The organism is Ferrovibrio sp. (genome assembly GCF_017994015.1).
Classification (GTDB): Bacteria; Pseudomonadota; Alphaproteobacteria; order Ferrovibrionales; family Ferrovibrionaceae; genus Ferrovibrio.
Genome location: NZ_JAGOLP010000014.1, coordinates 47,682 through 74,587, shown reverse-complemented (window position 1 = coordinate 74,587; position 26,906 = coordinate 47,682). Strand labels below are relative to the sequence as shown.

General features: G+C 64.1%; 29 protein-coding genes. 17 read left to right on the top strand and 12 right to left on the bottom strand.

The window, feature by feature from the left end:
• Positions 1-293: 293 nt before the first annotated feature.
• The 3 genes from KBB36_RS09805 to KBB36_RS09795 all read left to right on the top strand — a co-directional run bounded on the left by KBB36_RS09805 (position 294) and on the right by KBB36_RS09795 (position 3,409).
• A complete protein-coding gene (locus KBB36_RS09805; RefSeq protein WP_290979498.1) occupies positions 294-2,219 on the top strand; it encodes a ribonucleoside-diphosphate reductase subunit alpha in 1,926 nt (641 codons plus the stop codon).
• 144 nt (positions 2,220-2,363) lie between these two features.
• Positions 2,364-2,846, top strand: coding sequence for a disulfide bond formation protein B (locus KBB36_RS09800; protein WP_290979495.1), 483 nt, complete (start codon positions 2,364-2,366; stop codon positions 2,844-2,846).
• The gene (locus KBB36_RS09795) at positions 2,843-3,409 is read left to right on the top strand and encodes a demethoxyubiquinone hydroxylase family protein (protein WP_290979492.1); all 567 of its coding nucleotides are present in this window, start codon (positions 2,843-2,845) and stop codon (positions 3,407-3,409) included. The genes KBB36_RS09800 and KBB36_RS09795 overlap by 4 nt, the downstream gene beginning before the upstream one ends.
• A gap of 4 nt (positions 3,410-3,413) precedes the next feature.
• Here KBB36_RS09795 and KBB36_RS09790 read toward each other — a convergent pair whose 3' ends face one another.
• From KBB36_RS09790 to KBB36_RS09780, 3 genes are all read right to left on the bottom strand, one after another.
• On the bottom strand, positions 3,414-3,959 hold the full coding sequence (locus tag KBB36_RS09790) for an HNH endonuclease (RefSeq protein WP_290979489.1): 546 nt from the start codon (positions 3,957-3,959) through the stop codon (positions 3,414-3,416).
• Between the two features lie 115 nt (positions 3,960-4,074).
• Positions 4,075-4,788 (bottom strand): phospholipase, encoded by a 714-nt coding sequence (locus KBB36_RS09785; RefSeq protein ID WP_290979486.1) that lies wholly within the window; start codon positions 4,786-4,788, stop codon positions 4,075-4,077.
• Positions 4,788-5,441, bottom strand: a complete 654-nt coding sequence (locus KBB36_RS09780; protein WP_290979483.1) for a DNA-3-methyladenine glycosylase 2 family protein — start codon at positions 5,439-5,441, stop codon at positions 4,788-4,790. The genes KBB36_RS09785 and KBB36_RS09780 overlap by 1 nt, the downstream gene beginning before the upstream one ends.
• A gap of 30 nt (positions 5,442-5,471) precedes the next feature.
• Here KBB36_RS09780 and gluQRS point away from each other — a divergent pair, with 30 nt between their 5' ends.
• Positions 5,472-6,350, top strand: coding sequence for a tRNA glutamyl-Q(34) synthetase GluQRS (gene gluQRS / locus KBB36_RS09775; RefSeq protein WP_290979542.1), 879 nt, complete (start codon positions 5,472-5,474; stop codon positions 6,348-6,350).
• Between the two features lie 29 nt (positions 6,351-6,379).
• Here gluQRS and KBB36_RS09770 read toward each other — a convergent pair whose 3' ends face one another.
• Positions 6,380-7,054 (bottom strand): acyloxyacyl hydrolase, encoded by a 675-nt coding sequence (locus tag KBB36_RS09770; RefSeq protein WP_290979480.1) that lies wholly within the window; start codon positions 7,052-7,054, stop codon positions 6,380-6,382.
• Positions 7,055-7,281: 227 nt separating this feature from the next.
• On the opposite strand from KBB36_RS09770, the gene gap reads away from it, so the two are divergent.
• Positions 7,282-8,286, top strand: coding sequence for a type I glyceraldehyde-3-phosphate dehydrogenase (gene gap, locus KBB36_RS09765; RefSeq protein WP_290979477.1), 1,005 nt, complete (start codon positions 7,282-7,284; stop codon positions 8,284-8,286).
• A gap of 13 nt (positions 8,287-8,299) precedes the next feature.
• Positions 8,300-9,499, top strand: a complete 1,200-nt coding sequence (locus tag KBB36_RS09760; protein ID WP_290979474.1) for a phosphoglycerate kinase — start codon at positions 8,300-8,302, stop codon at positions 9,497-9,499.
• Positions 9,500-9,553: 54 nt separating this feature from the next.
• On the opposite strand, the gene KBB36_RS09755 is transcribed toward KBB36_RS09760, so the two are convergent.
• From KBB36_RS09755 to rpmE, 5 genes are all read right to left on the bottom strand, one after another.
• On the bottom strand, positions 9,554-10,693 hold the full coding sequence (locus KBB36_RS09755) for a M48 family metallopeptidase (protein ID WP_290979471.1): 1,140 nt from the start codon (positions 10,691-10,693) through the stop codon (positions 9,554-9,556).
• A gap of 2 nt (positions 10,694-10,695) precedes the next feature.
• On the bottom strand, positions 10,696-11,877 hold the full coding sequence (locus tag KBB36_RS09750) for a DUF898 family protein (protein ID WP_290979468.1): 1,182 nt from the start codon (positions 11,875-11,877) through the stop codon (positions 10,696-10,698).
• A gap of 114 nt (positions 11,878-11,991) precedes the next feature.
• On the bottom strand, positions 11,992-12,453 hold the full coding sequence (locus KBB36_RS09745) for an Hsp20 family protein (RefSeq protein WP_290979465.1): 462 nt from the start codon (positions 12,451-12,453) through the stop codon (positions 11,992-11,994).
• 141 nt (positions 12,454-12,594) lie between these two features.
• A complete protein-coding gene (locus tag KBB36_RS09740; RefSeq protein WP_290979462.1) occupies positions 12,595-12,861 on the bottom strand; it encodes a hypothetical protein in 267 nt (88 codons plus the stop codon).
• Positions 12,862-12,971: 110 nt separating this feature from the next.
• Entirely contained in the window at positions 12,972-13,199 is a 228-nt protein-coding gene (gene rpmE, locus KBB36_RS09735; RefSeq protein ID WP_290979459.1) for a 50S ribosomal protein L31, read from the bottom strand.
• Positions 13,200-13,401: 202 nt separating this feature from the next.
• Here rpmE and KBB36_RS09730 point away from each other — a divergent pair, with 202 nt between their 5' ends.
• Both KBB36_RS09730 and KBB36_RS09725 read left to right on the top strand, forming a co-directional pair.
• A complete protein-coding gene (locus KBB36_RS09730) occupies positions 13,402-15,240 on the top strand; it encodes an ABC transporter transmembrane domain-containing protein (RefSeq protein ID WP_290979456.1) in 1,839 nt (612 codons plus the stop codon).
• A complete protein-coding gene (locus KBB36_RS09725) occupies positions 15,212-16,312 on the top strand; it encodes a hypothetical protein (RefSeq protein ID WP_290979453.1) in 1,101 nt (366 codons plus the stop codon). Before KBB36_RS09730 ends, KBB36_RS09725 begins: the two co-directional genes overlap by 29 nt.
• Here the strand turns inward: KBB36_RS09725 and KBB36_RS09720 are convergent.
• Positions 16,303-16,617 carry a hypothetical protein gene (locus tag KBB36_RS09720; RefSeq protein WP_290979450.1) on the bottom strand — a complete coding sequence of 105 codons (315 nt, stop codon included), beginning with the start codon at positions 16,615-16,617 and terminating at the stop codon, positions 16,303-16,305. The two genes, KBB36_RS09725 and KBB36_RS09720, sit on opposite strands and share 10 nt — an antisense overlap.
• A 37-nt stretch (positions 16,618-16,654) precedes the next feature.
• Positions 16,655-17,245: a TetR/AcrR family transcriptional regulator gene (locus KBB36_RS09715; protein ID WP_290979447.1), complete on the bottom strand. Its 591-nt coding sequence runs from the start codon at positions 17,243-17,245 to the stop codon at positions 16,655-16,657.
• A gap of 360 nt (positions 17,246-17,605) precedes the next feature.
• Here KBB36_RS09715 and KBB36_RS09710 point away from each other — a divergent pair, with 360 nt between their 5' ends.
• The 7 genes from KBB36_RS09710 (at position 17,606) to KBB36_RS09680 (ending at position 24,734) form a co-directional block, all read left to right on the top strand.
• Positions 17,606-18,919: an O-acetylhomoserine aminocarboxypropyltransferase gene (locus tag KBB36_RS09710; protein WP_290979445.1), complete on the top strand. Its 1,314-nt coding sequence runs from the start codon at positions 17,606-17,608 to the stop codon at positions 18,917-18,919.
• Positions 18,920-18,931: 12 nt separating this feature from the next.
• On the top strand, positions 18,932-19,723 hold the full coding sequence (locus KBB36_RS09705; protein WP_290979442.1) for an alpha/beta hydrolase: 792 nt from the start codon (positions 18,932-18,934) through the stop codon (positions 19,721-19,723).
• Positions 19,720-20,382, top strand: a complete 663-nt coding sequence (thiE, locus tag KBB36_RS09700; protein ID WP_290979439.1) for a thiamine phosphate synthase — start codon at positions 19,720-19,722, stop codon at positions 20,380-20,382. The genes KBB36_RS09705 and thiE overlap by 4 nt, the downstream gene beginning before the upstream one ends.
• 61 nt (positions 20,383-20,443) lie before the next feature.
• Positions 20,444-21,238: an inositol monophosphatase family protein gene (locus KBB36_RS09695; RefSeq protein WP_290979436.1), complete on the top strand. Its 795-nt coding sequence runs from the start codon at positions 20,444-20,446 to the stop codon at positions 21,236-21,238.
• A gap of 91 nt (positions 21,239-21,329) precedes the next feature.
• Positions 21,330-22,394 (top strand): OmpA family protein, encoded by a 1,065-nt coding sequence (locus KBB36_RS09690; protein WP_290979433.1) that lies wholly within the window; start codon positions 21,330-21,332, stop codon positions 22,392-22,394.
• Positions 22,395-22,506: 112 nt separating this feature from the next.
• Complete coding sequence (locus KBB36_RS09685; protein WP_290979430.1) at positions 22,507-23,658, top strand: flagellar motor protein MotA; 1,152 nt, start codon at positions 22,507-22,509, stop codon at positions 23,656-23,658.
• A gap of 2 nt (positions 23,659-23,660) precedes the next feature.
• Positions 23,661-24,734, top strand: a complete 1,074-nt coding sequence (locus tag KBB36_RS09680; RefSeq protein WP_290979427.1) for a peptidoglycan -binding protein — start codon at positions 23,661-23,663, stop codon at positions 24,732-24,734.
• A 23-nt stretch (positions 24,735-24,757) separates the two neighbouring features.
• Here KBB36_RS09680 and KBB36_RS09675 read toward each other — a convergent pair whose 3' ends face one another.
• Positions 24,758-24,916 carry a DUF1192 family protein gene (locus KBB36_RS09675; protein ID WP_290979423.1) on the bottom strand — a complete coding sequence of 53 codons (159 nt, stop codon included), beginning with the start codon at positions 24,914-24,916 and terminating at the stop codon, positions 24,758-24,760.
• Positions 24,917-25,028: 112 nt separating this feature from the next.
• Between KBB36_RS09675 and KBB36_RS09670 the strand changes: the two genes are divergently transcribed.
• Positions 25,029-26,024: an NAD(P)H-quinone oxidoreductase gene (locus KBB36_RS09670; protein ID WP_290979420.1), complete on the top strand. Its 996-nt coding sequence runs from the start codon at positions 25,029-25,031 to the stop codon at positions 26,022-26,024.
• A 163-nt stretch (positions 26,025-26,187) separates the two neighbouring features.
• A complete protein-coding gene (locus KBB36_RS09665; RefSeq protein ID WP_290979417.1) occupies positions 26,188-26,829 on the top strand; it encodes a cell cycle transcriptional regulator TrcR in 642 nt (213 codons plus the stop codon).
• Positions 26,830-26,906: the final 77 nt, after the last annotated feature.

Genomic DNA, 26,906 nt, shown 5'->3' with positions numbered 1-26,906 from the left:
CGTCAAGAGGGATTTTTTACAGGATTAAGTCCACATCCTGTTGACGGTCTGTTAAGAGTGGCTACCATATCTAGTGTTCGTCGGGGTTATGCCGAGTGGGGGCGCCGCGACAGTCTGAAAGCAGCGGAGAAACCGGCTTTTCGGACGTTCTGGTGAGCGCGGCGACCGCGCATAGACCGGCGAGCGAAAGACAAGATTTAGTGCTGGCCAGACCAGCAGACGTTGCAATCGCATTCTGTGCGGGGAGACCGATTCTGCATCGGACCCCGCAGGACTTTGAAGGGAAACCAGCCGTGCTGAACACGCTGCAAACTGAACGTGGCATTCGCATCGAGATGGACCGCCAGCGCGATCGCCTGCTGACCGATTTCGGCAAGGCAACGCTTGACGACCGCTACCTGCTGCCCGGCGAAAGCTACCAAGACCTCTTTGCCCGCGTGGCCAGCCATTATGCCGACGACACGGCGCATGGCCAGCGCATGTATGATTACATTTCCAAGCTCTGGTTCATGCCGGCCACCCCGGTGCTGTCGAATGGCGGCACCAATCGCGGCCTGCCGATTTCCTGCTTCCTCAACGAAGCGTCTGACAGCCTGGATGGCATTGTCGGGCTGTGGAACGAGAATGTCTGGCTGGCGGCGCGCGGTGGCGGTATCGGCAGCTATTGGGGCAACCTGCGTTCGATCGGCGAGAAGGTCGGGCAGAATGGCAAAACTTCGGGCATCATTCCGTTCATCCGCGTGATGGACAGCCTCACCCTGGCGATCAGCCAGGGTTCGCTGCGCCGCGGCTCGGCGGCGGTCTATCTGCCGGTGGATCACCCGGAGATCGAGGAATTCATCGAAATCCGCCGCCCGACCGGCGGCGACCCGAACCGCAAGGCGCTCAACCTGCATAACGGCCTGCTGATCTCGGATGCCTTCATGCGCGCCGTGGAGAAGGACGATATCTGGGAATTGCGCAGCCCGCATGACCGCACGGTGCAGAAAACCGTGTCGGCGCGTGCGCTGTGGGTGCGTATCCTCACCGCCCGCATCGAGACCGGCGAGCCCTATATCGTCAATATCGACCATGTGAACCGCGCCCTGCCCGAGCATCACAAGCTGGCCGGCCTGCGGGTAAAAACCTCGAACCTGTGCAGCGAGATTACGCTGCCCACCGGCATCGACCATCATGGCAAGCAGCGCACGGCGGTCTGCTGCCTGTCGTCGCTCAATCTGGAGTATTTCCATGACTGGAAGGACGATCCGCATCTGATCGAGGATTGCCTGCGCTTCCTCGACAACGTGCTGAGCGACTTCATCCGCACCGCGCCCGACAGCATGGAGCGCGCCCGCTATGCGGCGATGCGCGAACGCTCGGTTGGCCTGGGCGTGATGGGCTTCCATTCCTTCCTGCAAGCCAATGGCGTGCCGTGGGAAAGTGTGATGGCCAAGGTGTGGAACCGCACCATCTTCAAGCATGTGAAAGAGCAGGCCGACGCGGCCTCGCGCAAGCTGGCGGAAGAGCGCGGCCCCTGCGAGGATGCCAAGGAATATGGCATCATGGAGCGCTTCTCGCATAAGATCGCCATCGCCCCCACCGCCTCGATCTCGATCATTGCCGGCGGCGCCAGCCCGGGCATCGAGCCGAATGTGGCCAATGCCTTCACGCACAAGACCCTGTCCGGTTCGTTCAGCGTGCGCAGCCCGCATCTGGAAAAGGTGCTGGAAGCCTATGGCCGCAACAACGAGGAAACCTGGTCGTCGATCACCGTCAATGATGGCTCGGTGCAGCATCTCGACTTCCTCTCGGAAGACGAAAAGGCCGTGTACAAGACCGCGTTTGAGCTGGATCAGCGCTGGCTGATCGATCTGGCCGCCGATCGCACGCCCTATATCTGCCAGGCGCAGAGCCTGAACATCTTCCTGGCTGCCAATGTGCATAAGCGTGACCTGCACCAGATTCACTTCCAGGCATGGAAGAAGGGCGTGAAGAGCCTGTATTACTGCCGCTCGCTATCGATCCAGCGCGCCGAGAAAGTGTCGGGCCAGAATACCGGCGCGCCGCAGACAATGCCGGCCACCGCCGCCAGCGTAGTCACCCTGGCGATCCCGGTGGTGGGCCGCGTCAACGAGCATGAACGGCCGCAAGGCGAACTGGCGCTGGAAACCGTGCTGGCAAGCGGTGGCGGCCCGCGCGAAGCGGTGAATTACGAAGAATGCCTCGCCTGCCAGTAAGACTGGCAGGATAGCAAATACCGAAGCGGCCCGGCAGCAATGCCGGGCCGCAGGCGTTTTAGAGTATTCACATTTTAGCGACGCGCCTTTGGCAATCGGCCGCGGCCCTTTCCGAAGCGGCGATGGCGGCGCTACAATTGGCTCATGCAAGCCCATCTCTCTGCCGTTTTCGCCGGTCCCGCCTTAGCCCTGCTCAGTGCCATCACGCTCGGCGCCGCCTTTGTGGCGCAATATGGTTTTGGCCTGGCGCCGTGCCAGCTTTGCCTGTGGCAGCGCTGGCCCTATGCCGTTGCCATCCTGCTCGGCCTTCTGGCCTGGAAGCTGCCCCGCGCCCGGCCGTTGCTGCTGGCTTTGCTGGCGCTGGCCTTTGCCACCACTGCCGGCATCGCCCTGTTTCATACCGGCGTGGAGATGAAATGGTGGGCCGGGCTGGAAAGCTGCGGCGGCGGCGGCACTGCCACCACGCTGGAAGCCCTGCGCGCCCAGGTGCTGGCCGCGCCCATCGTGCGCTGCGATGAAGCCGCCTTCAGTTTCCTCGGCCTCAGCATGGCCGGCTGGAACATGCTCTGGGCCAGCCTGCTTGCCGTGCTGGCCCTGCTTTCGGCCCGAAAGGCGATGACGCCATGAGCAACAGCAAACCGCGCCTGCCCGGCGACCTGACCCCGGCCCAGATCATCGACCGCATCCTGCGGGTGGATCATGCCGGCGAATATGGCGCCAAGCGCATCTATGAAGGCCAGCTTGCGGTGCTGAAACATGCCCCCTCGGCGCCCACCATCCGCCACATGGCCGAGCAGGAGCGCCAGCATCTTGCCGCCTTTGACCGCCTGCTGCCGCAGCGCCGCGCCCGGCCCACCTTGCTCGGCCCGCTCTGGCATGCTGCCGGCTTTGCGCTCGGCGCCGCCACTGCCCTGCTCGGCGAGAAGGCCGCCATGGCCTGCACCGAGGCGGTGGAGGAAGTGATCGACGCGCATTACACGCGCCAGCTTGAAACCCTGGAAGGCCTGGCCGCCGAGGGCAAGGCCGAGCCGGAACTGGTGGCGCTGATCGAGCAGTTCCGTGCCGAGGAAATTGAGCATCGCGACATCGCCCGCGCCGAGGGCGCAACTGAAGCCCCGGCCTATCCGGCGCTGAGCCAGGGTGTGAAAGCCGCCACCCGCGCCGCAATCTGGCTATCAGAGCGGGTCTAAGCCGTTACGGCTCCAGTTCGCTATCCCAATAGAGATAGTCGCGCCAGGATTGGTGCAGGTGGTTGGGCGGAAAGGCGCGGCCATTCTGCTGCAATTCCTGCACGCTGGGCACATGCGGCGCCATGCGCGGCAACATATTGCATTCACGCGGCATGCGACCGCCCTTGCGCAGATTACACGGCGCGCAGGCTGCCACCACATTGTCCCAGCGGGTCAGGCCGCCGCGTGACCGCGGGATCACATGATCAAAGGTCAGTTCATGCCGGCTGCCACAATACTGGCAGGTGAAACGATCACGCAGGAACAGGTTAAACCGGGTGAAAGCCGGACGCCGCGCCGGCTGGATATAGCGCTTCAGCGCCACCACGCTGGGCAGCCGCATGCGAAAGCTTGGGCTGCGGATTTCCTGATCGTATTCGGACAAAATGGTGACACGGTCCATACACACCGCTTTCACCACTTCCTGCCACGGCCAGACCGAAAGCGGGAAATAGGAGAGCGGCTGGTAATCCGCGTTCAAAACCAAAGCCGGACAATTGTCTGGCACCATCCTCAGATCACTCCCACGGCGTTGCACCAAAGTGGTCGTAAACTCGAATGTTCAGACAATACAATATGATGCGTTACGGCCCCGTGACAACCACCTTATTTTGTCGAGGGCCGCGCTACAGCGATTGCGCGAGGAATTGCCCGCCCAGCCGCAACCCCTCCGGGTCTATGGCATGCGGCAGGCCGAGGCAGAGATGCCAGCGCGCCGGGATATCGGCAGCACCCAGGCCATTCAGGCTGTCGAACAAGGCATCCATCGGCACGATGTCGTCGGCCGAGCCATGCACCAGCAACACCGGCGGCCGGCCTTTCGCTTCATCCTTCAGCCGGCCAGCCCCCACCAGCGCGCCGGAAAACCCCAGGATAGCGCCGGGCGCCACAGCCAGCCGCAGGCCGACATGCAGCGCCATCATGGTGCCCTGGCTGAACCCGACCAGCGCCAGCTTGGCAGGCGCCACGCCATGGCGCTGCATTTCGGCGGCCAGGAAACCGTGCAGCAGGGGCGCGGCCTGCTCGGCGCCGGCCAGCAGCTTTTCATAGATGCCACCGGCGCGATGCGGATCGCGCCGCAGCATGTCGGGGTCATAGTCATTGAGGCCGAACCATTGCCGCCCGCCGGCTGCCCCCGGCACCAATGTCGGCGCATGCGGCGCCACAAAGGCGGCGCCGGGCAAGTCACGCCGCCAATGGCTGGCCAGCTCGATCAGGTCGTTGCCATCAGCGCCATAGCCATGCAACAGCACCACCAATTGCCGGGCCGGGCCTTTGGCGGGCGGCAGGCGTGGCCCATCAAGCGAGCGGCCATCAAGCGGTCGAGACGGCTGGGTCATTACGGCACCTGCTTTTGATTGGTCACACTATAATAGCGCCATAGCAGCCGCGCCGCGACGCCGCGATGTGGCCGCCATTTCTGCGCCAGCTTGTCCATTCTTTTCACATCCGGCCTGGCCCGCATGTTGAACAGCCTTTTCGCCGCTTCCTGCAAGGCCACGTCATGCGCCGGCCAGATATCGCTGCGATCAAGCGCAAATAACAGGAAAATTTCCGCCGTCCAGCGCCCGATGCCCTTTACCGCAGTGAGCTGCGCCTGCACCTGATGATCCGGCAGGCCGGGCAATTCGTGCAAAGCCAGCGCACCGCTTTGCACCGCCACGGCGATTTCGCGCAAGTAACGCAGCTTCGGCCGACTCAGGCCGCAGCCCAGCAACACCGCCTCTTCCTGCGCCAGCAGCGTGGCGGCCTCGAATGGCTGCACGGCTTCCAGCACCCGGCGCCAGATTGCCGCCGCCGAGGCCACCGAAACCTGCTGTTCAACAATGATGCGGCAGAGATTGGCAAAATCCGCTGGCCGGCGCCGGTCGGCAACAAACCCGCACAATTCCAGCGCGCGGGCGAAACGTGGCTCACGGGCGCAGAGTTCGGCCAGGGCGGCGAGTGTGCGGGCGCGCTTATCCGGCTTCACAAGCACGGGCGGCTTTGTCATAGCTTGTTCTCCATGAATGGAAACTTGCCTATAGCAAACCCGATTGTCACCCGTTTCGCGCCCAGCCCGACCGGGCTGCTGCATGAGGGCCATGCCTTTTCCGCCGGTTTCGCCTATACCCGGGCTGTGCAGGCGGGCGGCCGCTTCCTGCTGCGCATCGAGGATATTGATAGCACCCGCTGCCGGCCCGAATTCGAAGCGGCCTTACTGGAAGACCTGGCCTGGCTCGGTCTGACCTGGGAACAGCCGGTGCGGCGGCAATCCGAGCATTTCGCCGACTATGGCCGGGCGCTGGACGACCTGACCCGGCGCGGCCTGCTCTATCCGTGTTTCTGCACCCGCAAGCAGGTGCTGGCCGAGATCGCCCGCATCGGCGGCGCGCCGCATGCCGAGGATGGCGCCGCGCTCTATCCCGGCACCTGCCGGCATCTTTCTACCGATCAGCGCGCCGCCCGCATCGCGGCGGGTGAAAACTATGCCCTGCGGCTCGATCTTGCCGCCGCTTTCGCCGGCCTGCCTGCGCTGTTTTGGCAGGATCAGGTCCATGGCCGACACAGCGTCACACTGCAAAGCCTGCAAAAAACCATTGGCGATCCGGTGCTGGCGCGCAAGGAAATCCCCGCCAGCTATCATCTCTGCGTCACACTGGATGATGCCCACCAGGGCGTGACCCTGGTGACCCGTGCTATCGACCTGATGGCCGCCACACCGCTGCACCGCCTGCTGCAAGCCTTGTTCGGCCTGGCAACGCCGGATTATGCGCATCACCCGCTGCTGCATGATGCCAATGGCGAACGCCTGGCCAAACGCCACAATGCCCCCAGCCTGCGCGCACGGCGGCAAAGCGGCGAACACCCCGCCGAGCTGTGGCGCCGCCTGGGCTACGATCCGGGGTTATTCGGGTTTTGAGCCGAGCCATCAGGCCCGGCTACAAAAAATTACCACTTGAACAGCTTATCCGTCGGGATGGCGTAGGTCAGGGCCAGGCTTTCCGAGCCTGGATTGGGGTCGCGGATGCCGGCATTGGAGATGTGGTTGAAGCTGAGGCCAAGGCGCGAGCGATCATCGAAACGGTAGCTGATCTCAAGCTGCGAGCGGAACTGGATGCCGTTGGAGATATGTTTGCCATCGCCTTCGTAATACAGGCCAGGGGCGAAGCTGGGGGTGACCACCCAGCGGCGGCCGAAATAGAAATCCGTCAACACTCCGGCAAAGCCATGCACGGCGCCGTCAGAGGTCGCCATCACGCCGCCGAAGGGCTTGAAAATCCAGTACTTTTCCGCCGCGCGATATTCGATGCGGCCTTCAACAGCCTGATCCTTCTGCTTGTTCAGATCAAACCAGCCAGCCGAAAAGGCCCAGAAGGCCGGATCGTCGGCCGCAGCCGGCTTGCCGGCGGGCAGCATGGCATTAGGCTGTGGCGCCTGGGTGGATTGAGCATAAACCGGGCCGGCGGGAGCCTGCTGACGCGGCTGCGCCTGTCCGGGATATTGCGCCGGGTATTGCGTCTGATACTGCGGATACTGGCTCTGATACTGCGCCTGGGCCGGCATAGCGGCCAATATCCCAAGCGAAAAGCCCGCCAGCAACAGGCAGCGTAACAACATGGTCATGGAAATCCCCCGATTTCATGTACTTAGACAACTGGCGCCGACTTTAGCCGAGCCGGCCGGCAACGCAAGGCCGATCCAGCCGCTTCCGAGGGCGGAATGCCGCTTTATCAGGCGCCGCCGCCTTGCGGTTGGGGGCCAAAGCCGCTACATCCACACGCGAAAACTCCCCATCACCCCATCGCGGGTCATATTCGGCCGGCCCGCGTCAGCTCTCTCGGAGACGTAAGATGACGGTTCGCGTTGCCATTAACGGTTTTGGTCGCATCGGGCGCAATGTGCTGCGCGCCATTATCGAATCGGGCCGCACCGATATCGAAGTTGTGGGCATCAACGATCTCGGCCCGGTGGAAACCAATGCGCATCTGTTCCGCTATGACAGCGTGCATGGCCGCTTCAACGGCACCGTCACCGTGGCCGGCGACAGCATCGATGTGGGCCGCGGCGCCATCAAGGTGACCGCCGAGCGCGATCCGGCCAAGCTGCCCTGGAAGGCCCTGGGCGTGGATATCGCCCTGGAATGCACCGGCATCTTCACCGACCGCGCCAAGGCGGCCCTGCATCTGGAAGCCGGCGCCCGCAAGGTGCTGATCTCGGCCCCGGGCAATGATGCCGACCTGACCGTGGTTTACGGCGTGAACCACGACAAGCTGAAGCCGGAACACACCGTGGTTTCGAATGCCTCCTGCACCACCAACTGCCTGGCGCCGGTGGCCCAGGTGCTGAACGAACTGGTGGGCATCGAGAAGGGTTACATGACCACGATCCATGCTTATACCGGCGACCAGCCGACGCTGGACACCATGCACAAGGATCTCTATCGCGCCCGCGCCGCCGCGCTGAGCATGATCCCCACCACCACCGGCGCCGCCAAGGCGGTGGGCTTGGTGCTGCCGGAACTGAAGGGCAAGCTGGATGGCACCGCGATCCGCGTGCCGACCCCGAATGTGTCGCTGATCGACCTGAAGATCGTGGCCAAGCGCGCCACCACCAAGGAAGAAGTGAATGCCGCCATCATCGCCGCTGCCAATGGCAAGCTGAAGGGTGTGCTGGGTGTGAATAACGACCCGCTGGTTTCCAGCGACTTCAACCACAATCCGAATTCCTCCACCTTCGACCTGCTGCAAACCCAGGTGATGGATGGCAATCTGGTGCGTGTGCTGAGCTGGTACGATAACGAGTGGGGCTTCTCCAACCGCATGTCGGACACCGCCGTCGCGATGGCGAAGCTCTGAGAGGCGCGTGACCATGGCTCGTTTCCGCACCCTTGATGATGTGGATGTCGCCGGCAAGATCGTGCTGGTGCGCGTCGACCTCAACGTTCCGATGAAGGACGGGCGCATCACCGACGATCTGCGCATCTCCCGCATCCTGCCGACCCTGCACGAATTGTCGCGCAAGGACGCCAAGGTGGTGGTGCTGTCGCATTTCGGCCGGCCGGATGGCAAGGTGGTGCCGGAAATGAGCCTCAAGCCGGTGGCGGCAGCGCTCGCCACCGCGCTGGGTTCCGCCGTGGGCTTCGCCGAGGATTGTGTTGGTGATGTTGCCAAGGCGGCGATTGACCGCCTGCGCAAGGGCGGCATCGTGCTGCTGGAAAACACCCGTTTCCATCCGGCAGAAGAAAAGAACGACAGCGCCTTTGCCCGGATGATGGCCGATCTCGGCGATATCTATGTGAACGACGCCTTTTCCTGCGCGCATCGCGCCCATGTCTCCACCGAGGCGCTGGCGCATCTGCTGCCGGCCTATGCCGGCCGCAACATGGAAGTGGAACTGAAGCATCTTTCGGCGGCGCTGGAAAAGCCGGAGCATCCGGTGGCTGCGGTGATTGGCGGCGCCAAGGTTTCCACCAAGCTGGAATTGCTCGGCAACCTGCTCGGCAAGGTGGACAAGCTGATCATCGGTGGCGGCATGGCCAACACTTTTCTGTTTGCCCAGGGCCGCGAAGTGGGCAAGAGCCTGTGCGAGAAGAACATGGCCGATACCGCGCGCGACATCCTGCGTGATGCCGTGACACGCGGCTGCGCTGTTATACTGCCCGACGATGTGGTGGTGGCGCGTGAATTCAAGGCCGGCGCCCCGAGCAAGGTGGTGGCCGCCGACCGCGTGGCGGCCGACCAGATGATCCTGGATATCGGCCCGGTGGCGGCGTCACGGCTCGGCACCGTGCTGGCCGATTGCAAGACCCTGGTATGGAACGGCCCGCTCGGCGCCTTTGAGACGGCGCCGTTTGATGCCGGCACCGTGATGGTGGCGCGCACGGCTGCGGCCCTCACCGCATCCGGCCGGCTGCTCAGCGTGGCCGGCGGCGGCGACACCGTGGCAGCCCTGCGCCATGCCGGCGTGGCCGAGGAATTCTCCTATGTCTCCACCGCCGGCGGCGCCTTCCTGGAATGGCTCGAAGGCAAGGAACTGCCCGGCGTGGCGGCGCTCTCCGCCACTGCCTGAGCGATCAGGTATCTTCCACTTCAGCGGCCCTCGCCCAACCGGCGGGGGCCGTTTTCATTTCAGCGAGACAGTCTGACATATCCCTTTGATAGCCAGCCAATCGCCCGGCAATAGCGGAATGATGCCGCGCTGGTGGCGGCGGAAATATTCCGCCCGGCCCTCGCTGCCGGGATGGCTGCTGAGCAATTCCGGTATCCCCTTGCCGGCTTCGCGCGCCGCCAAAAGATCAAAGAAACCCGCCACCTGGGCCGGATCAAAGCCGGCTGCCAGCAGGCGCTGCAAAGCCGCCTCATCTGCCTCGGCCTCAAATTCGCGGGTGAAGGCCATATCCAGCAGATACTGGAAACCACCCACCAGCCCGATGCCAGTGACCACATCACCCAGCAGCAGGCCAAGCATCACGCCATAGGCGCTGGAGCGCAAAAAGCCCGCCACATTATGCCTTGCGCCAACATGGCCCATTTCATGCGCCAGGATGCCGGCCAGGGCCTGTTCGTTATAGACTTTTTTCAGCAATTCGCTGGTGAGCAGGATCTGACCACCCGGCAGGGCAAAGGCATTCAGCACCGGCGACTGCACCACCACCACCTTGATCGGCATGCGCAAGGCCGGCGGCACGGCTTCCAGCCGCAATACCAGATTCTGCAAGGCGGCTTTGCCATCGGGGTGGGCACAGACACCGCCCGCGCCGCGCGTCAACCATTGGATGGCAGCCGGCGCCAGGCGCTCGCCCAGCTTGATCTCCCAACTGGCCGGCACCACCTGCGCCGCCGCATTGGCCAGCAGTGGCACGGCGGCAAAAAAGCCGATCACCAGCAGCATCACGCCCAGCACGGCAGCGAGCAGATAACGCTGCGCCTTCAGCATGGCCGACACTTTCTGCCGCCGCGCCCGCAATGCCGGCACGGCAGCCAAAATGAAAGGCAAAGCCTCCGCTGGCAGCCGCAGCCGGGCCGGCGTTAATGTTGCACTGCCGGGTTCAAGCAGGCCAAGCCGGAACGGCGCCGTGCTTTCAGGCTTGATCCGGCCATCCACCAGGCGAATCGCGGCACAGGGCCAGCGCGCCCGCTCGGCGCCGCTGGCAGTATCCAGCAGCAGCAAGGCATCGCCGGCCAGTTCTATCCGCACCGCATGCGGCGCGGCACTTTTGCCATCAAACAGGATGGCTTCAATTTCACTATCCAGCGTCACCATGCCTACAAGGGTATATCGAAACTATCCGCAAGTCCCTCGCCGCTGCGCATCTGGTCCGGTGCAGCCTGTTGCGCCAGCATGGCGGCATCCAGGCCGATCACGCTCACCCCCAGCACCACGCGCCGCAGGGCCGGCATGAACATCAGGTAGTAATAGGCCAGCCGCAGGCAGAGCAACAACAGCGGCAACATCAGCACGATCGCCAGGATGACCAGCGGGTTGCCGAAGGCGGTTTCCTGGGTCAGACCGCCATTGACGGCGGCCATGCCAATCGCAAAGCCGAGCCCGATCCACAGCGCGCCCACGGCAATCAAAACCAGCAATCCGCCCAGGGCCAGGCGCCAGAACAAAGCTGCAGCACTGAAATCCGCCTTGAAACGCAACGGCCCCAGCCGCATGCCATCGATATACCAGCGCAGCCAGGCCATCTGGAAATAGATGAAAAGCACCGGCATCAAGGCACCGCCAGTCATAATCTTGTAGACTGCGATTTGCCGCTGCATGCCATCGGCCAACGTGAAGAAATCATAGACCGACCAGCCCAGCATGCCGACCAATGCGCCCCACATCCAGGCTATCGGCAGCAACAGTTGATTGGGCGCACCGACGAAATCGCCCTGGAAACTGCCCCAATAGGTATGCCGCATGCGGTAGCGCGCCAGATCGGCGGCAGCCCAGGGTATGCTGAAGCCCAAGGTGACGATGGCGGCCAGCAACCAGAGCGCAAAGCGGCCCAGATATGCCCAGCTTGAACCGCCCTGGCCGGCGCGGATGCCGCGCCACAATGTGCGCGACAGGCGATAGCGCCGGGCACGGAATTGCGCCACCGCCACCAATAGCAACAACACAATGAAGTAGAGGCCATCCAGGCTGGCCAGGGCGGGCGCATCGCCGGCCAGCGCCACCTGGATGCCGCCATAGATCAGCGATACCGGCACAAACACCGCCATCACGATGATAAAACCGAGGAATAGTTCGCGCCCGGTGCCGGTATAATCCAGCGGCTCATCCTGCAACCGCACCGCGCCCCACAGATAACGCCGCAGATTGGTGCGCGCCCAGAAACGATAAAAACCCAGGGTCAGCAGACCATAAAAGAAGTTGCGCAGCAGCAGCCGAGCCAGGCCGGGAGCGGGCTGAAAATCCAGCCGCTCAGGTGTATTCACTGGTATTGATTCGCTCATGGACACCCTCTTTTGGGTGTACCTTAACCATCCCATGCCCGCTTTGCGAGATTCAGCAGCAATAAAAAAGCCCGGGTGTTGCCACCCGGGCTCCATAGCGAGCGTTAGGTCGGCTTAGGCAGCGCGCAGGCTCTGCGGCTGGCTGCCGGCCAGGATCGGCACCTGACGCGGCTTCTTGGCCTCGGGCACTTCGCGCTTCAGCTCGATATGCAGCAGGCCATCCACCAACTGGGCGCCCACCACTTTCACGGTATCGGCCAGTTCGAAGCGGCGCTCGAAGGCGCGGCGGGCAATGCCGCGGTGCAGGTAGGTCACGCCCTCAGCCTCGGCCGGCTGCTCCACCACCTTCGAGGCGATGGTGAGGCTGTTTTCCTTCACCGTCACATCCAGTTCATCGAGGCGGAAACCGGCCACCGCCATGGTGATGCGGTAAGCGTCCTCGCCACGTTTCTCGATATTGTAGGGCGGGTAGGAAAGGCTCGATTCGTCAAGCCGGCTGGCAAGATCGTAGAGGCGGTTGACATGGTCGAAGCCGATGCTGGACCGCAGCAGGGGGGAAATGTCGAAAGCACGCATGGGTCTTATCCTCCTTGAGCGACAAGAGATCTGCGCGACCCGCCAGGATTGGCCGAGCCGCTGTTATGCCCCGATCCGCAAGCGGCACCGGGACAACGACGATGTAGGAAGGCGGGTTGGGGCTTTCAAGCCCCTTTTTTTCTAGCTGATAACGATGGGCTGCCAGCGGAAATCGCCCAAAGTCTTGCCGCGCAGGGCTTCCAGCACATGGCGTGGGCCGGTGAATTGCGGCGCCAGGCCCAATTGCTGGGTGGCGAGCACCACAGTGGAATTGCGGAAATGCGGCCTGAGGCCTGCAAAGGAGCGCGCCGCCATCTCCTGGGTGGCAACCGCACTGGCCGCCACCATCACGATGGTGACCACTTCACTGCCGAGCGAAAAAGAGGCGGCTTGATAGACCTGGCTCATCGATTCGTCCAAGACGCGCCGGCAACACATGGATTGCCGGAAAGACAACAGGCGGCCTGATCATAGGCCGCCTGTTCAATCTAACCCCGGGTGTTTGGCCCGGAAAAGCCTTACTTCTTCAGGCCGAAACCCGCGAAGCGCTTGTTGAACTTGGCCACCTGACCACCGGCCTCGTTGAGGCGCGCCGGGCCGCCAGTCCAGGCCGGATGCGACTTCGAATCGATATCCAGCGCCAGCACATCGCCAGCCTTGCCGTAGGTGGAACGGGTGCTGTAGACCGTGCCATCGGTCATCTGCACCTTGATTTCGTGGTAATCGGGATGGATATCCGGCTTCATGTCTCAGTCTCCCGGCCGGGGCAAAAGTCTAGGCCCGGCCATCAGTGAATTCCGCAATGGCGGCGGGTTATAGCCAAACCGGGCCGGCTCCGCAAGCCCGGAAAGCGCCAGAGCATGCCCGGTGCGCCAATGCCGCACCCCTGCAACTGGCCCGGCGCACCGCTGGGCAGCGGGCGGCCCGGCTGGTATACCGCTGGACACCATGACATCACCTGCCGCTCCCTCCTCCTCCGCCACGCCCTCCGCCAAAGCCTCGGGGCGCCCCGGCTTCGGGCCGCTGGCCCGCCTGCTCAGCTTTGTTCTGCCCTATCGCTGGATCGCCGCCGGTGCCGGTGTTGCCCTGGTGGTGGCCGCCGTGGCGGTGCTGGGCATCGGCCAGGCGATCCGCCGGGTGATTGATGTCGGCTTCGGCAGCGGCGGCGACGGCACCATGCTCGATCTCTATTTCGGCGCCCTGTTCGGCGTGGTGGTGGTGCTGGCGATTGCCACCTATGCCCGCTTCTACTGTGTCACCTGGCTTGGCGAGCGGGTGGTGGCGGATGTGCGCAAGGCGGTGTTCGCCCATGTGCTGAAATTGTCGCCGGCCTTTTTTGAAAGTACCCGCACCGGCGAGGTGTTGTCGCGCCTGACCACCGATACCGAACTGATCCAGACCCTGGTCGGTTCATCCATCTCGGTGGCGTTGCGCAACCTGCTGCTGTTCATCGGCAGCGCCGCGCTGCTGCTTATCACCTCACCACGCCTGACCATGCTGGTGGCGCTGGTGATTCCGCTGGTGGTGCTGCCGATCATCGTGTTTGGCCGCCGCCTGCGGGTGCTGTCGCGCCAGAGCCAGGATCGTGTGGCCGATCTTTCCGCCCAGGCCGGCGAAACGCTGAATGCCATCACCACGGTACAGGCCTATACCGCCGAGGCGCGCGAGGCACGCCGCTTCGGCCAGAATGCTGAAAGTGCCTTCGGCACCGCCGTGCGCCGCACCCGGGCGCGCGCCTCGCTCACCGCCCTGGTGATGCTGCTGGTTTTCGGCGCGGTGAATGCCGTGATGTGGATCGGCGGCAAGGCGGTGTTTGCCGGCGAGATGTCGGGCGGCGAGCTTTCCGCCTTTGTATTTTATGCCGTGATCGGCGCCGCCGCCGTGGGTGCGTTGTCGGAAGTGTGGGGCGATGTGCAGCGCGCCGCCGGTGCCGCCGAACGGCTGATGCAACTGCTGGGCACCGAACCCGGCCTGCCGGTGCCGGCACAGCCGCTGCAACTGCCGGCGCGGGCCAGCGGCCAGGTGCAGTTTGATGCCATCCGCTTTGCCTATCCGGCGCGGCCCGGCAGCGCCGCCATCGACAATCTGAGCCTGGATATCGCGGCCGGCGAAACCGTGGCGATTGTTGGCCCCTCCGGTGCCGGCAAGACCACGCTGTTTCAGCTTTTGCAGCGCTTCTACGATCCGCAGGGCGGCACGATCCGCATCGACGGCCTGGATGTGCGCCGGCTTGATCCGGTGGCGATGCGGCGCCAGATCGGCCTCGTGGCGCAGGAACCGGTGATCTTCGGCGCCAGCGTGGCCGAGAATATCCGCTATGGCCGCCCCGAGGCCGATGATGCCGCAATCCGCGCTGCCGCCGAAGCCGCCGCCGCGCATGGCTTCATCCAGGCTTTGCCGCAGGGCTACGATACTTATCTGGGCGAGCGCGGCGTGCGGCTTTCCGGCGGCCAGCGCCAGCGCATCGCCATTGCCCGCGCCCTGCTGCGCGATCCACCGATCCTGCTGCTGGACGAAGCCACTTCATCGCTGGATGCCGAAAGCGAACGCAAGGTGCAGCTGGCTTTGGAGCGGCTGATGCGTGGCCGCACCACGCTGGTGATCGCGCATCGCCTGGCCACTGTGCAGAAGGCCGACCGGATCGTGGTGATGGAAAAAGGCCGCATTGTCGCCAGCGGGCGGCATGACAGCCTGATGCGCGAAGGCGGCCTCTATGCCCGCCTCGCCCGCCTGCAATTCATGAACGAGACGCTGGACGATGGCCAAGGCACCGATCCCGCCGCGTAAGCGCGCCGGCCTGCGCCGCTGGTGGCTGTTCCTGGCCGCCATGCTGGTGGTGTATGGCATCTACACCGCCTGGCTGGGTGGCGCCTATCAGAGCGCCGAGCCTTTTATGGCCGGGCAATGCACCCCGGTGCCATCGCCGGCCGGGCCGGAAGATATCCTGATCCTGCCCGATGGCAGCGGCGCCATCATCTCAGCGCATGACCGCCGCAACCGCGCCCAGAATGGCGGCCTGTGGTATTACGATCTGGCCAGCTTCGGCCCCGCCCCGCCGGTGGCGCTGGAATTGCCTGGCGGCATGCCATTCCGGCCGCGCGGCATCGCCTTGCATGCCCCGGCCACCGGCACGTGGATTCTGCAAGTCATCAACCAGCGCAGCGACGAGCGCAGCACGGTGGAGTTTTTTGAGCTGGCCGGCCGCCGCCTGCGCCATCTCGGCAGCATCGGCAGCGACCTGTTCGTCAGCCCCAACGGCATCGTTGCCGCCGGGCCGGACAGTTTCTACCTGACCAATGACCGCGGCAGCGGCCCGCGCTGGATGCATGGCGTGGAGAATATCCTGCAACTGGCGCGTTCCACGGTGATCTACCACGATGCGCGCGGCACCCGCCCGGTGGCCGAGGATATCGCCTTTGCCAATGGCATCGCGCTGACCCCGGATGGGCTGTCCGCCCTGGTCGGTTCAACGCAGTGGCGCATGCTGCTGTCCTTTGAGCGTGATCCGGCCAGCGGCCTGCTCAAACGCAGCGGTTCGCTGGCTTTGCCCGGCGGGGTGGACAATCTGCGCTACGATTCCAGCGGCGCGCTGTGGGCGGCGCTGCATCCCAATGCCTTTGCCTTCATCGGCCATGCCCGCAATGCCGACAAGGCCAGCCCCAGCCTGGTGCTGCGCATCGACCGCGACCAGCGCGGCGCTACCCGCGTAATGCAGGCTTTTGGCGATCCGGGCGAACTGCTCTCCGGCGCCAGCGTGGCAGCGCATCACCAGGGCCGGCTGCTGATCGGCGCGGTGTTCCAGCCCAATATCCTGGATTGCCGTATCGACCCGGCAAAAATGCGCGAAATTCAGCCCTGAGATTTGCGGGCAGCCAAGCCCATCAGCAGATAGGCCAGCAGGGCGAAGCCGAGCGCCGGCAGCGCCAGGTTCCAGAGGGTGTAATCCCAGTTCAGGCCGCAGGTGAAATCGCCATCGCCGCGCCCCATCTGGATCGGCAGGGTGCCGCTATTGCCCGGCACCCGGGCGCACATGCCCTGCGGCTCGTTGCCATGGCTGCGCAGCAGCAGGATACCATAAAGCAAAACCGGCAGGCCGAAGCCCAGGCCCAGGCTGGCCAGGGCGCGGCCCCAGCGGCTTTGCGGTTCGATCAGGCGTGACAACACAGACGCGGCTCCAGTTTGATCCTGCGGCAGTATAAGCCTAGCGCGTGCGCCGCTCCAGCCATTCCAGCACCGCATCCACCAGGGCGACTTCACGCGGGCCGCTTTCCAGCAGCAGGCGCGCATCGTGCAATGGCCGGGTCAAATCCTCCACTGTCTGGGCCAGTGCTTCGATATTGCCATTGCGCCAGCGGGCGGCACGCTGGCCATCACGCAGCACGCCGGCATAAAGCCCGCGCAGGCCGCGCCGGTGCTGTTCCCACACATCGCTGTTTTCAAGCAATACCATCGCCAGCAATTCAGCCAGGCAGCGATCCGCCAGCAGCAGCCGCATCAATTCGGCCTCAGCCAGCAACACGGCTTTCAGCCGCGCCACCGGGCTGCGATCACGGTTGCGCGCCAAATCGGCCAGCCGGGCCTCGTCGGTCAGCAGCACCCGCGCCACCACGGCGGCGGCGATGGCGCGCTTGCTGGGGTAGAAACGATAAACAGCCGTGCGCGCCATGCCGGCGGCGCTGGCGATATCCTCCACCCGTGCGCGGTGAATGCCCAGGCGGCGAAAACACTCCAATGCCGCATCCAGCAGGCGATCTGGCACCGGCTGCGGCGCTATCTCGGGTCGTTCAGCCATGGCGCCGACCGTACACTATTTCTGCGAGCAGAAAACCGCCAATCCAGCTTCACGCTTCATTAAGCGGGGTAAGCTAAAGTAGCCCCAGTTAGTCTCGTGTTTCCTCCCTGTTGGAACTTAAAACGGCCGTCGCGCCAGTTTTTAGCCCGTCCATGTGGGTGCCTCGCGGCGGCCGCCTTTTCCGGCACATATCCCCCGTTACAATCCGTTACATATGCTTGACTCGAACCCGGGCCGGTGCGTTAATTCGGCCAGTTTGAGGTTGAGGCAATTCATGGCCGTCCCGGTAAATGTGGGGCGGCCTATTTTTTTGCCCGGCATGCAGTAAAGTCCTGCCGTGATTCGCACAAGAGGCACCCGATGGACCCGAAATTCCTTGGCTTCGACACGCTGAGCCTGCATGCCGGCCAGCAGCCCGACCCGACCACTGGCGCCCGTGCGCTGCCGATCTACCAGACCACCAGCTATGTGTTCCGCGATGCCGATCATGCCGCGGCCTTGTTCAACCTGGAACGCGCCGGCCATATCTATTCGCGTATCTCCAACCCCACCGTGGCGGTGCTGGAAGAACGGCTGGCGGCGCTGGAAGGCGGCGTTGGCGCGGTGTGCACCGCATCGGGCCAGGCGGCGTTGCATCTGGCCATCACCACACTGATGGGCCAGGGCGGCCATATCGTCGCCAGCCGCAACATCTATGGCGGCAGCTATAATATCCTGGTGCATACCCTGCCGCGCTTCGGCATCACCACCAGCTTTGTCGATCCGCGCGACCATGCCGCGCTGAAGGCGGCGATCAAGCCGGAAACCCGGCTGGTATTTGGCGAGATTCTGGGTAACCCCGGCCTGGAAGTGCTGGACGTGCCGGCCTGGGCCGCCATCGCACATGAAGCCGGCCTGCCGCTGATGCTGGATTGCACTTTCGCCACGCCCTATCTGTTCAAGGGCTTTGAACATGGCGCCGATCTGGTGATGCATTCGGCCACCAAATTCCTCGGCGGCCATGGTGTTGCCATCGGCGGCGCGCTGATCGATGGCGGCCGGTTTGATTGGGAAGCCAGCGGCAAATTCCCCACCCTGACCGAACCCTATGCCGGCTATCACGGCCTGGATTTCGCCGAGGAATTCGGCCCCGCCGCCTTCATCATGCGCGCCCGTGCCGAGGGCCTGCGCGATTTCGGCGCCTGCCTCAGCCCCACCAATGCCTTCCATATCTTGCAAGGCGTGGAAACCCTGCCGTTGCGCATGGAGCGCCATGTGGCGAATGCGCGCAAGGTGGTGGCTTTCCTGAAAGGCCATAAGGGCGTGGCATGGGTCAGCTATCCCGAACTGCCGGAACATAAGGATCATGAGCTGGCCAAGCAGCTGCTGCCGAAGGGCAGCGGCGCGGTGTTCAGCTTCGGCGTCAAGGGCGGCCGCGCTGCCGGCCGGGCGCTGATCGAGGCGTTGCAGGTGTTTTCGCATCTGGCCAATGTTGGCGATGCCAAGTCGCTGGTGATCCATCCCGCCAGCACCACGCATCAGCAGATGAGCGCGCCGGAACTCAAGGCCGCCGGCATCGGCGAGGAATTGGTGCGGCTGTCTGTTGGCCTGGAAGACCCGGCCGACCTGATCGACGATTTGAATCAGGCCCTGCGCGCCGCCGCCAAGGCGATCCCCGCGCAAGCCGCCGAGTAAGGGACGACAGCAATGTGGCTTGAGGTTCAGGGTAAAAAAGTATTCGCAGCCACCGGCGGCAAGGCCTTCGACAAGGCGCAGCCCGCCGTGGTGTTCATCCATGGCAATGCCTGCGACCATACCATCTGGGCGCTGCAAACCCGCTGGTTCGCCTATCATGGCTGGTCGGTGCTGGCCGTGGACCTGCCGGGCAATGGCAAGTCAGACGGGCCGATGCCGCAGAGCATTGAGGCTTTCGCTGATTGGCTGCCGCATCTGCTGGATGCAGCTGGCATTGAGCAAGCCGCCTTGGTGGGCCATTCGATGGGCGCGCTGATCGGGCTTGAAGCCGCCGCACGGCATCCGGGGCGGGTGAGCAAATTGTCGCTGCTCGGCTTCGGCCTGCCGATGGCGGTGAACCCGGAATTGCAGGCGCTGGCCGATAGCGGCGACTTCAAGGCCATCGCGCTGATGAATGACTGGATGCTGGCGCGCAAAAGCCATATCGGCGGCAACCGCAATCCCGGCGGCTGGCTGCTGGGTGGCGCGATCCGGCTCACCGACCGCGCCCCGCGTGAGGCTTTAGCCACCGGTTTCCGCATCTGCAACGCCTATGCCGGCGGCGATGCGGCAGCGGCGGCGATAACCTGCCCGGTGCAAGTGCTGTCTGGCGCCCGCGACATGATGACCCCGGCGCGCGGCGGCGCGGCCTTTGCCAAAAAGCTCAAACAGGCGCGGGTCGATGTGCTGGCGGATTGTGGCCATCTGATGATGGGCGAAAAGCCCGATGAAACCCTGGATGCGTTGAAGGCTTTCCTGGCATGAGCAGCAAACAAGCGACCACCACGCGGCTCTATCTGATTACACCCCCGGTGATTGATCCGGCGGCCTTTGCCGAACAGCTCAAGGCCGCCTGCGGCGCTGGCGATGTGGCCTGCCTGCAACTGCGCCTCAAGGATGGCGAGGCACCGGCCGCCGACAATGCCTTCCGCCGCGCCGCCGAGGCTGTGCTGCCGATCTGCCATGAACATGACGTGGCGCTGCTGATCAACGACCGGCCCGACCTGGCCGTGAAGCTGGGCGCCGATGGTGTGCATATCGGGCAGCAGGATACGCCCTATGAGGAAGCCCGGCGCCTGCTCGGCCCGGATCGTATTGTTGGCGTCACCTGCCACAATTCCCGCCATCTGGCGATGGAAGCGGCCGAGGCCGGGGCGGATTACGTGGCTTTTGGCGCCTTCTTCCCCACCAGCACCAAGCAGCCGAAATTCCAGGCCGAACCCGATCTGGTGGCCTGGTGGCATGATTTGATGGAAATACCCTGCGTTGCCATCGGCGGCATCACGGCGGAGAATTGCGCCCCGCTGGTGCGTGCCGGGGCGGATTTCCTGGCGGTTTCAGCCGGTATCTGGCAGCATCCGGGCGGTCCGGCAGCGGCGGTGCAGGCGTTTCACCAAGCAATTGCCAATCCGGGGCTTGGCTGATAGGTTCCGCGCCTTTCCGCCACCCCCCGGCTTCCTTTTTATTCGGTCGAGCACGAATCCCATGGCCCTGCGATCCGCCCTGATCAACGCGATGACCAATTCGGCGCGCAAGGCTGCGCGTGGCCTGCTGCGCGATTTCAACGAGGTTGAGCATCTTCAGGTCAGCCGCAAGGGGCCAGCCGATTTTGTCTCCGCCGCCGACCGCAAGGCCGAAAAGGCCTTGCAGGTGGAATTAGCCAAGCTGCGGCCGGATTTCGGCTTCATCATGGAGGAAGGCGGCCGCATCGAGGCCAAGGATGGCAAGAATTACTGGGTCATCGATCCGCTCGACGGCACCACCAATTTCCTGCATGCCATTCCGCATTTTGCCATTTCCATCGCCGTGCAGCGTGAAGGCGAGCTGATTGCCGGCATCGTGCTGGACGTGGTGCGCGACGAGCTGTTCTGGGCCGAAAAGGGCCAGGGCGCCTATGTCAACGAACGCCGCTTGCGGGTTTCCGCCCGCCGCAAGCTGCCTGATGCGGTGCTGGCCACCGGCATTCCGTTCCATGGCCGTGGCGACCATGCCCAGTTCCGCCGCGAACTGGCCGCCGTGATGCCGGAAGTGGCCGGCATCCGCCGCATGGGCGCCGCTGCACTGGACCTGGCCTATGTTGCCGCCGGGCGCTATGACGCCTTCTGGGAACGTGGCCTGTCGATCTGGGATATTGCTGCCGGCATTGTGCTGGTGCGCGAGGCCGGCGGCTTGGTCACCGACCTGCGCGGCGGCGACACCATGCAGGCCACCGGCGATATCCTGGCCAGCAATGACACGCTGTATACCCCGATCCAGAAATTGCTCAATAAACCGGCTTAATTCGCTCTAAGTTGAATAGTTTGCCGGGTTGAGCTAGTGGCCAAGGTCCGCTATCGTTCGTGCGGTATTGCGTAACCGGGGGATTAAACCAATGGCCGTCAAGCTGACAAAGCTTTCGCTCGCCGCGCTGGCGCTGGCGCTGCCGGTTTCCCATATCGCTGTGGCCCAGACCAGTTATGTTGGCGGCGGCAGCGTGATCGTGAACATGCAGGCGCTGGATCGCCTGGGACCGCCGCTGCCTGGCTTTGCCGGCGCGCAGAATCCGCAAGCTGCCGTGCTGGGCGGCATGCCCAAGCCCTTGCTGGGTGAAACCGGCCCCGAGACCAGCACCAAGCGCAGCAGCAAGAAGGTGAAACTGCGCCCGCCGGCCGCCAGCAAGGCCAGCCGCGCCGCGCCCGCTGCCAGCAGCGCCACACCGGCGGTGGCCAACACCCCGACCCCGGCGCCCAAAGCCACCAGCAAACCCGTGGTTGCCAAGCCGGCACCCGCCACGCGCCCGTCGACGCAGACACCTGTTGCCAGCGTCAATCTGCCGCCGCCCAGCATCAGCACGCCCAGCGTCAGCGTTCCCAGCATCAGCGCACCCGCTATTGCCGCCGCGCCTGCTGCCGGCATGCCGCTGCAATTGCCCACACCGCCCTCGGCCACGGCACCGGCACCAACCCCGCTCACTGCGACGCCAGCCCCGGCACCCATGCCCGCCGCTGCCGCGCCGCCCGCCGCCCCAACAGCCGCTGCACCATTGGTGCGCCCGCCCGCTAGCAGCAATCCGGCCAGCCAGCAGACCGCTCTGCTCACCCCGCCGCCGGCTGCCTCTGCCGCCCCGACGCCGTTGCCGGGCGGTGCCGGCCAGGTCAACCTGGTGTTTGAGCCGGGCAAGAGCGAACTGGCCGGCAATGGCAGCGCCGCCCTGGAAGCCATGGCACGCAGCCTGACCAATACCGAAGACCGCATCCAGATCAGGGCTTATGCCAGCGCTTCCGGCGCCGATGCCGCCAGCGGCGCCCGCCGCCTGTCGCTGAGCCGGGCTTTGGCGGTGCGCGGTTTCCTGATTGATCGCGGTATCCGCTCCACCCGCATTGATGTGCGCGCGCTTGGCGCCCCGACCGACAATAGCCCGGCCGACCGCGTTGAAGTGGTCACCGTCGGCCGCTGACGGCAATGTTTTCCCGGGATATCGCCCCGGAAAAGCCATATTCGCTGCGTAATTGCATAACTGTTGCCCTTGGGCGACCGCGACCGACTTATATTCAGGAGAAGGTGCAGGCATGACCAAACCGGGCCGCTACCTGCTGCGCATGGTGTTGTTTTTAATCGCCGTAGGCGCCGTGGTCTTTGTACTGCACGCGCCGTTGCAGCGCGCCTTCCTGGCCAATCCGGCACTCAACGGCCTGATCGCCGCCGTGGCGCTGATCGGCATTCTGTTCAGCTTCCGCCAGACCCTGCTTTTGGGCAGCGAAGCCAACTGGCTGGAAGCCTGGCAGAAATCGCAGCTTACCAGCACCGTGCCGCATGTCGGCAAACCCACCAACCTGCTGGCGCCGCTGGCCAAGATGCTGGAAAACCGTGGCCCACGCGGCCAGGTTTCCGCCGCCGCCACCCGCGCCCTGCTCGATTCCGTCGGCTCGCGGCTGGATGAAGCCCGCGATATCTCGCGCTATTTCATCGGTTTGATGGTGTTTCTCGGCCTGCTCGGCACTTTCTGGGGCCTGCTGGAAACCATCGGCTCGGTGAGCGATACGATCTCCGGCCTTTCGCTGAGCGGCGAAGAGAATATCAATGTGCTGTTCGAGAAGCTGAAAAGCGGCCTGGAGCGGCCCCTGGTTGGCATGGGGCTGGCGTTTTCCTCGTCGATGCTTGGCCTGTCCGGCTCGCTGGTGCTCGGCTTTCTGGATTTGCAGGCCGGCCAGGCGCAGAACCGCTTCTATAACGATCTTGAGGAGTGGCTCGCCGGCTTCACCCGGGTCGGCGGCGGCGGCGTGCTGGAAGGCGACCAGTCGGTGCCGGCTTATGTTCAGGCTTTGCTGGAGCAGACCGCCGACAGCCTGGACAATCTGCAACGCACCATGGCGCGCGGCGAGGATAACCGCAGCAATGCCAGTACCGCCTTGCTGCAACTGAATGAAAAGCTGAGCCTGCTGACCGAGCAGATGCGCGCCGAACAGGGCCTGTTGTTGAAACTGACCGAGCATCAGATCGAGATGCGGCCGATCATGGCCAAGCTGGCGCAGAATACCGAAAGCGGTGGCTTTGATGCCGCCAGCCGCGGCCATCTGCGCAACATGGACTTGTTGCTCACCCGCCTGCTGGATGATGCGGCCCAGGGCCGCACCAAACTGGTGGATGACATGCGCGCCGAGATCAAGCTGCTGTCGCGCACCATCGCAGCGGCGGCCGATAACCAGCGCCGGGGCAATTGATCATGGCCAGCCGCGCCTGGCGCAGGAATGACAGCAATGCCGGCAATCCCTGGCCGGGCTATGTGGACGTACTGTCCACCCTGCTGATGGTGATCGTGTTTGTGCTGGCAGTGTTTATCCTGGCGCAGTTTTTCCTTGCCAATGCAATTTCAGGCAAGGACAAGGCGATTGATGCCCTGCGTGGCGACCTAGCCCGCATGGTGGAGCAATTGTCGCTGGAGAAAAAAACCAGCGACGACCTGCGCCTCAATCTGGGCCAGATGCAGGCCACTTTGGCCGCCAGCAATGCCGAGCGCGACCAGCTTGCCGCCGCGTTAAGCGATGCCCAGGCCCGGCATGACGAGGCCGAAAAACAACTGGCCGAAACCAAGCAGATCATTGTTGATCTGGATGGCAAGCTGGTGTCTGAACGCGGCGCACTGGAGCAGGAGCGCCGTGTCAGCGCCGAGGCGCGCAGCCAGATCGACCTGCTGAACCGCCAGATCCTGGCCTTGCGTGAACAATTGGGCCAGATCGAACGAATCCTGCGCGAAAGCGAGGAAAAAGAAAAAGCCAGCCAGGCCCAAGTGCTTGATATGGGCAAGCGGCTCAATGCCGCGCTGGCACGCAAGGTGGATGAGTTGACCAGCTATCGCTCGGAATTTTTTGGCCGGCTGCGTCAGGCGCTGGGCGACCGGCGCGATATCCAGATTGTCGGCGACCGCTTTGTGTTTCAGTCGGAAGTGCTGTTTCCCAGCGGCTCGGCTGACCTGAACCCGCAGGGCCGCGACCAGATGGCCAAGCTGGCGCGCACGCTGATCGATATCTCGAAGAAAATTCCCACCGACCTGCCCTGGGTGCTGCGGGTTGACGGCCATACTGACAAGGTGCCGATCAACACGCCGCAATTCCCGTCGAACTGGGAACTTTCATCAGCCCGTGCCATTTCGGTGACCAAATTCCTCATCGCCCAGGGCGTGCCGGCCGAGCGCCTGGCCGCTGCCGGCTTTGGCGAATACCAGCCCCTGGATGAACGCAGCGACGAAATCGCCTTGCGCCGTAACCGCCGCATCGAATTGAAGCTTACCGAACGCTGAGGCCATGGCCCGGTTGCTTGGGCCTATTGTTTGAAGAAGCCCGCGGCTGCGCCGCGCGCCGCCTGTTTCTTTGCAATCACCTGGCGGATGGTTTCAATCTCGGCCTGCAATTCGGCGATACGCTCTTCAAGATCGGCAACCGACATGACGTCGTATTTCGGCGCAGCCGGCTTCTTGCCCATCGCCTCATCCCAATCCATCGCCGCCCTCCCTGATCCTGTTGCAACATCCTAGCCTTGCCGCAGGCGCCGGCAAGCGTTAGATCAGCAGGAGACATTCAACGGAGGAAAGCCAATGTTGCCGCAGCAGATCACCGCCATCGAGATCACCAGCCCAGGCGGCCCCGAGGTGTTGCAGCCGGGCCTGCGCCCGCTGCCACAGCCGGAAACCGGCGAAGTGCTGATCAAGGTGGCCGTGGCCGGGGTGAACCGGCCTGATCTGTTGCAGCGTTCCGGCATGTATCCGCCGCCGCCCGGTGCGCCCGACATCCCCGGCCTGGAAGTGGCCGGCGAAATTGTTGCCCTGGGTCAGGCCGCCACACGCTGGCAGGTTGGCGACAAGGTGACTGCTTTGGTGGCCGGCGGCGGCTATGCCGAATATTGCACCGCGCCAGGCCTGCAATGCCTGCCGATCCCGAGTGGCCTGTCGATGGAAGAAGCCGCTGCGCTACCGGAAAACTGGTTCACGGTATGGAGCAACATTGCCGATCGTGGCGGCCTGCTGCCGGGTGAAAGCATCCTGATCCATGGCGGTGCTTCCGGCATCGGCGTGGCGGCGATCCAGCTTGCCAAGCTACTCGGCGCCGGGCGTATTTTCGCCACCGCCGGGACGGATGCCAAATGCCGCTTTGTTGAACAGCTCGGCGCCGAGCGCGGCATCAACTACAAGACCGAGGATTTTGGCGAGGCGATCCGGCAATTGACCGATGGCCGTGGCGTGAACGTGATCCTGGACATGGTGGGCGGCAGCTACCTGCCGCGCAACATCAAGGCCCTGGCCGATGACGGCCGGCTGGTGATCATCGCCCTGCAAGGCGGCCCCAAGGGCGAAGCCGAGCTGAGCCATGTGATGCGCCGCCGCCTGAGCATCACCGGCTCGACTTTGCGGCCCCGGCCGGTGCCGTTCAAGGGCGCCATTGCCGCCGCGCTGGAAGCCAAAGTGTGGCCCGCCTTCGCCGCCGGCAAGATCAGGCCGGTGATCGATTCCCGCTTCCCGCTGGCCCAGGCCGGCGCGGCCCATGCCCGGCTGGACCAGGGGGATCATATCGGCAAAGTTTTGCTAACCATTTGAACATAATGGCGCAAAGCTAGCCGCTCGGCGGTTGCGTTGGGCGCCGGCTCGGGTATAGTGGCGCCCGATTTCCGGACACCCCCAGCCTGGCGTGGACCGGGGCGGCTCTAACCGGCTGCCCGGCATACCTCACTCGGCTGCCCGGCCTAGAAGGATGCGTCTCATGGCCCTACCGTTGATGCCCAAAGCCACCGCCGTTTGGCTGATCGACAATACCAAGCTGACCTTCGACCAGATCGCGTTTTTCTGCGGTCTGCACCCGCTGGAAGTGAAGGGCATCGCCGATGGCGAGGTTGCCATTGGTATTGTGGGCCAGGACCCGGTGGCGAGCAGCCAGCTCACCGCTGCGGAAATCGCCCGCTGCGAAGCCAATCCTGCCGCCAATCTGAAGCTGCTGGCGCCCACCGTGCCGCTGGCGCGGCAGAAGACCAAGGGCGCGCGCTACACGCCGCTGTCCAAGCGCCAGGATCGCCCGGATGCCATCGCCTGGCTGCTGAAATATCACCCCGAAGTGGGCGATGCCCAGGTGCAGAAGCTGCTCGGCACCACCAAGGCAACAATTGATTCCGTGCGCAGCCGCACCCATTGGAATGCGCCGAATATCAAGCCGCGCGATCCGGTCAGCTTGGGCATTTGCAGCCAGTCCGAACTCGACCGCGTGCTGCTGCTGGCCGCCAAGCGGCGCGACAGCAAGGAAAAGCGGGAAGCGCGCGAGCGCGAGCGGGCCGGCATCGAAGCGCCGCCGGCTGCGGCTGCCGCTGCCGGCGCCGTGCCGCTTGACGAGATTGACGGCGACGAAGACTGAATTTCCGCTCACCCTGGGCTTCGATGTAACGGCAGCGAAAACCATCGCTGCCGTTTCTGTTTCGGGTTACAGGTGTT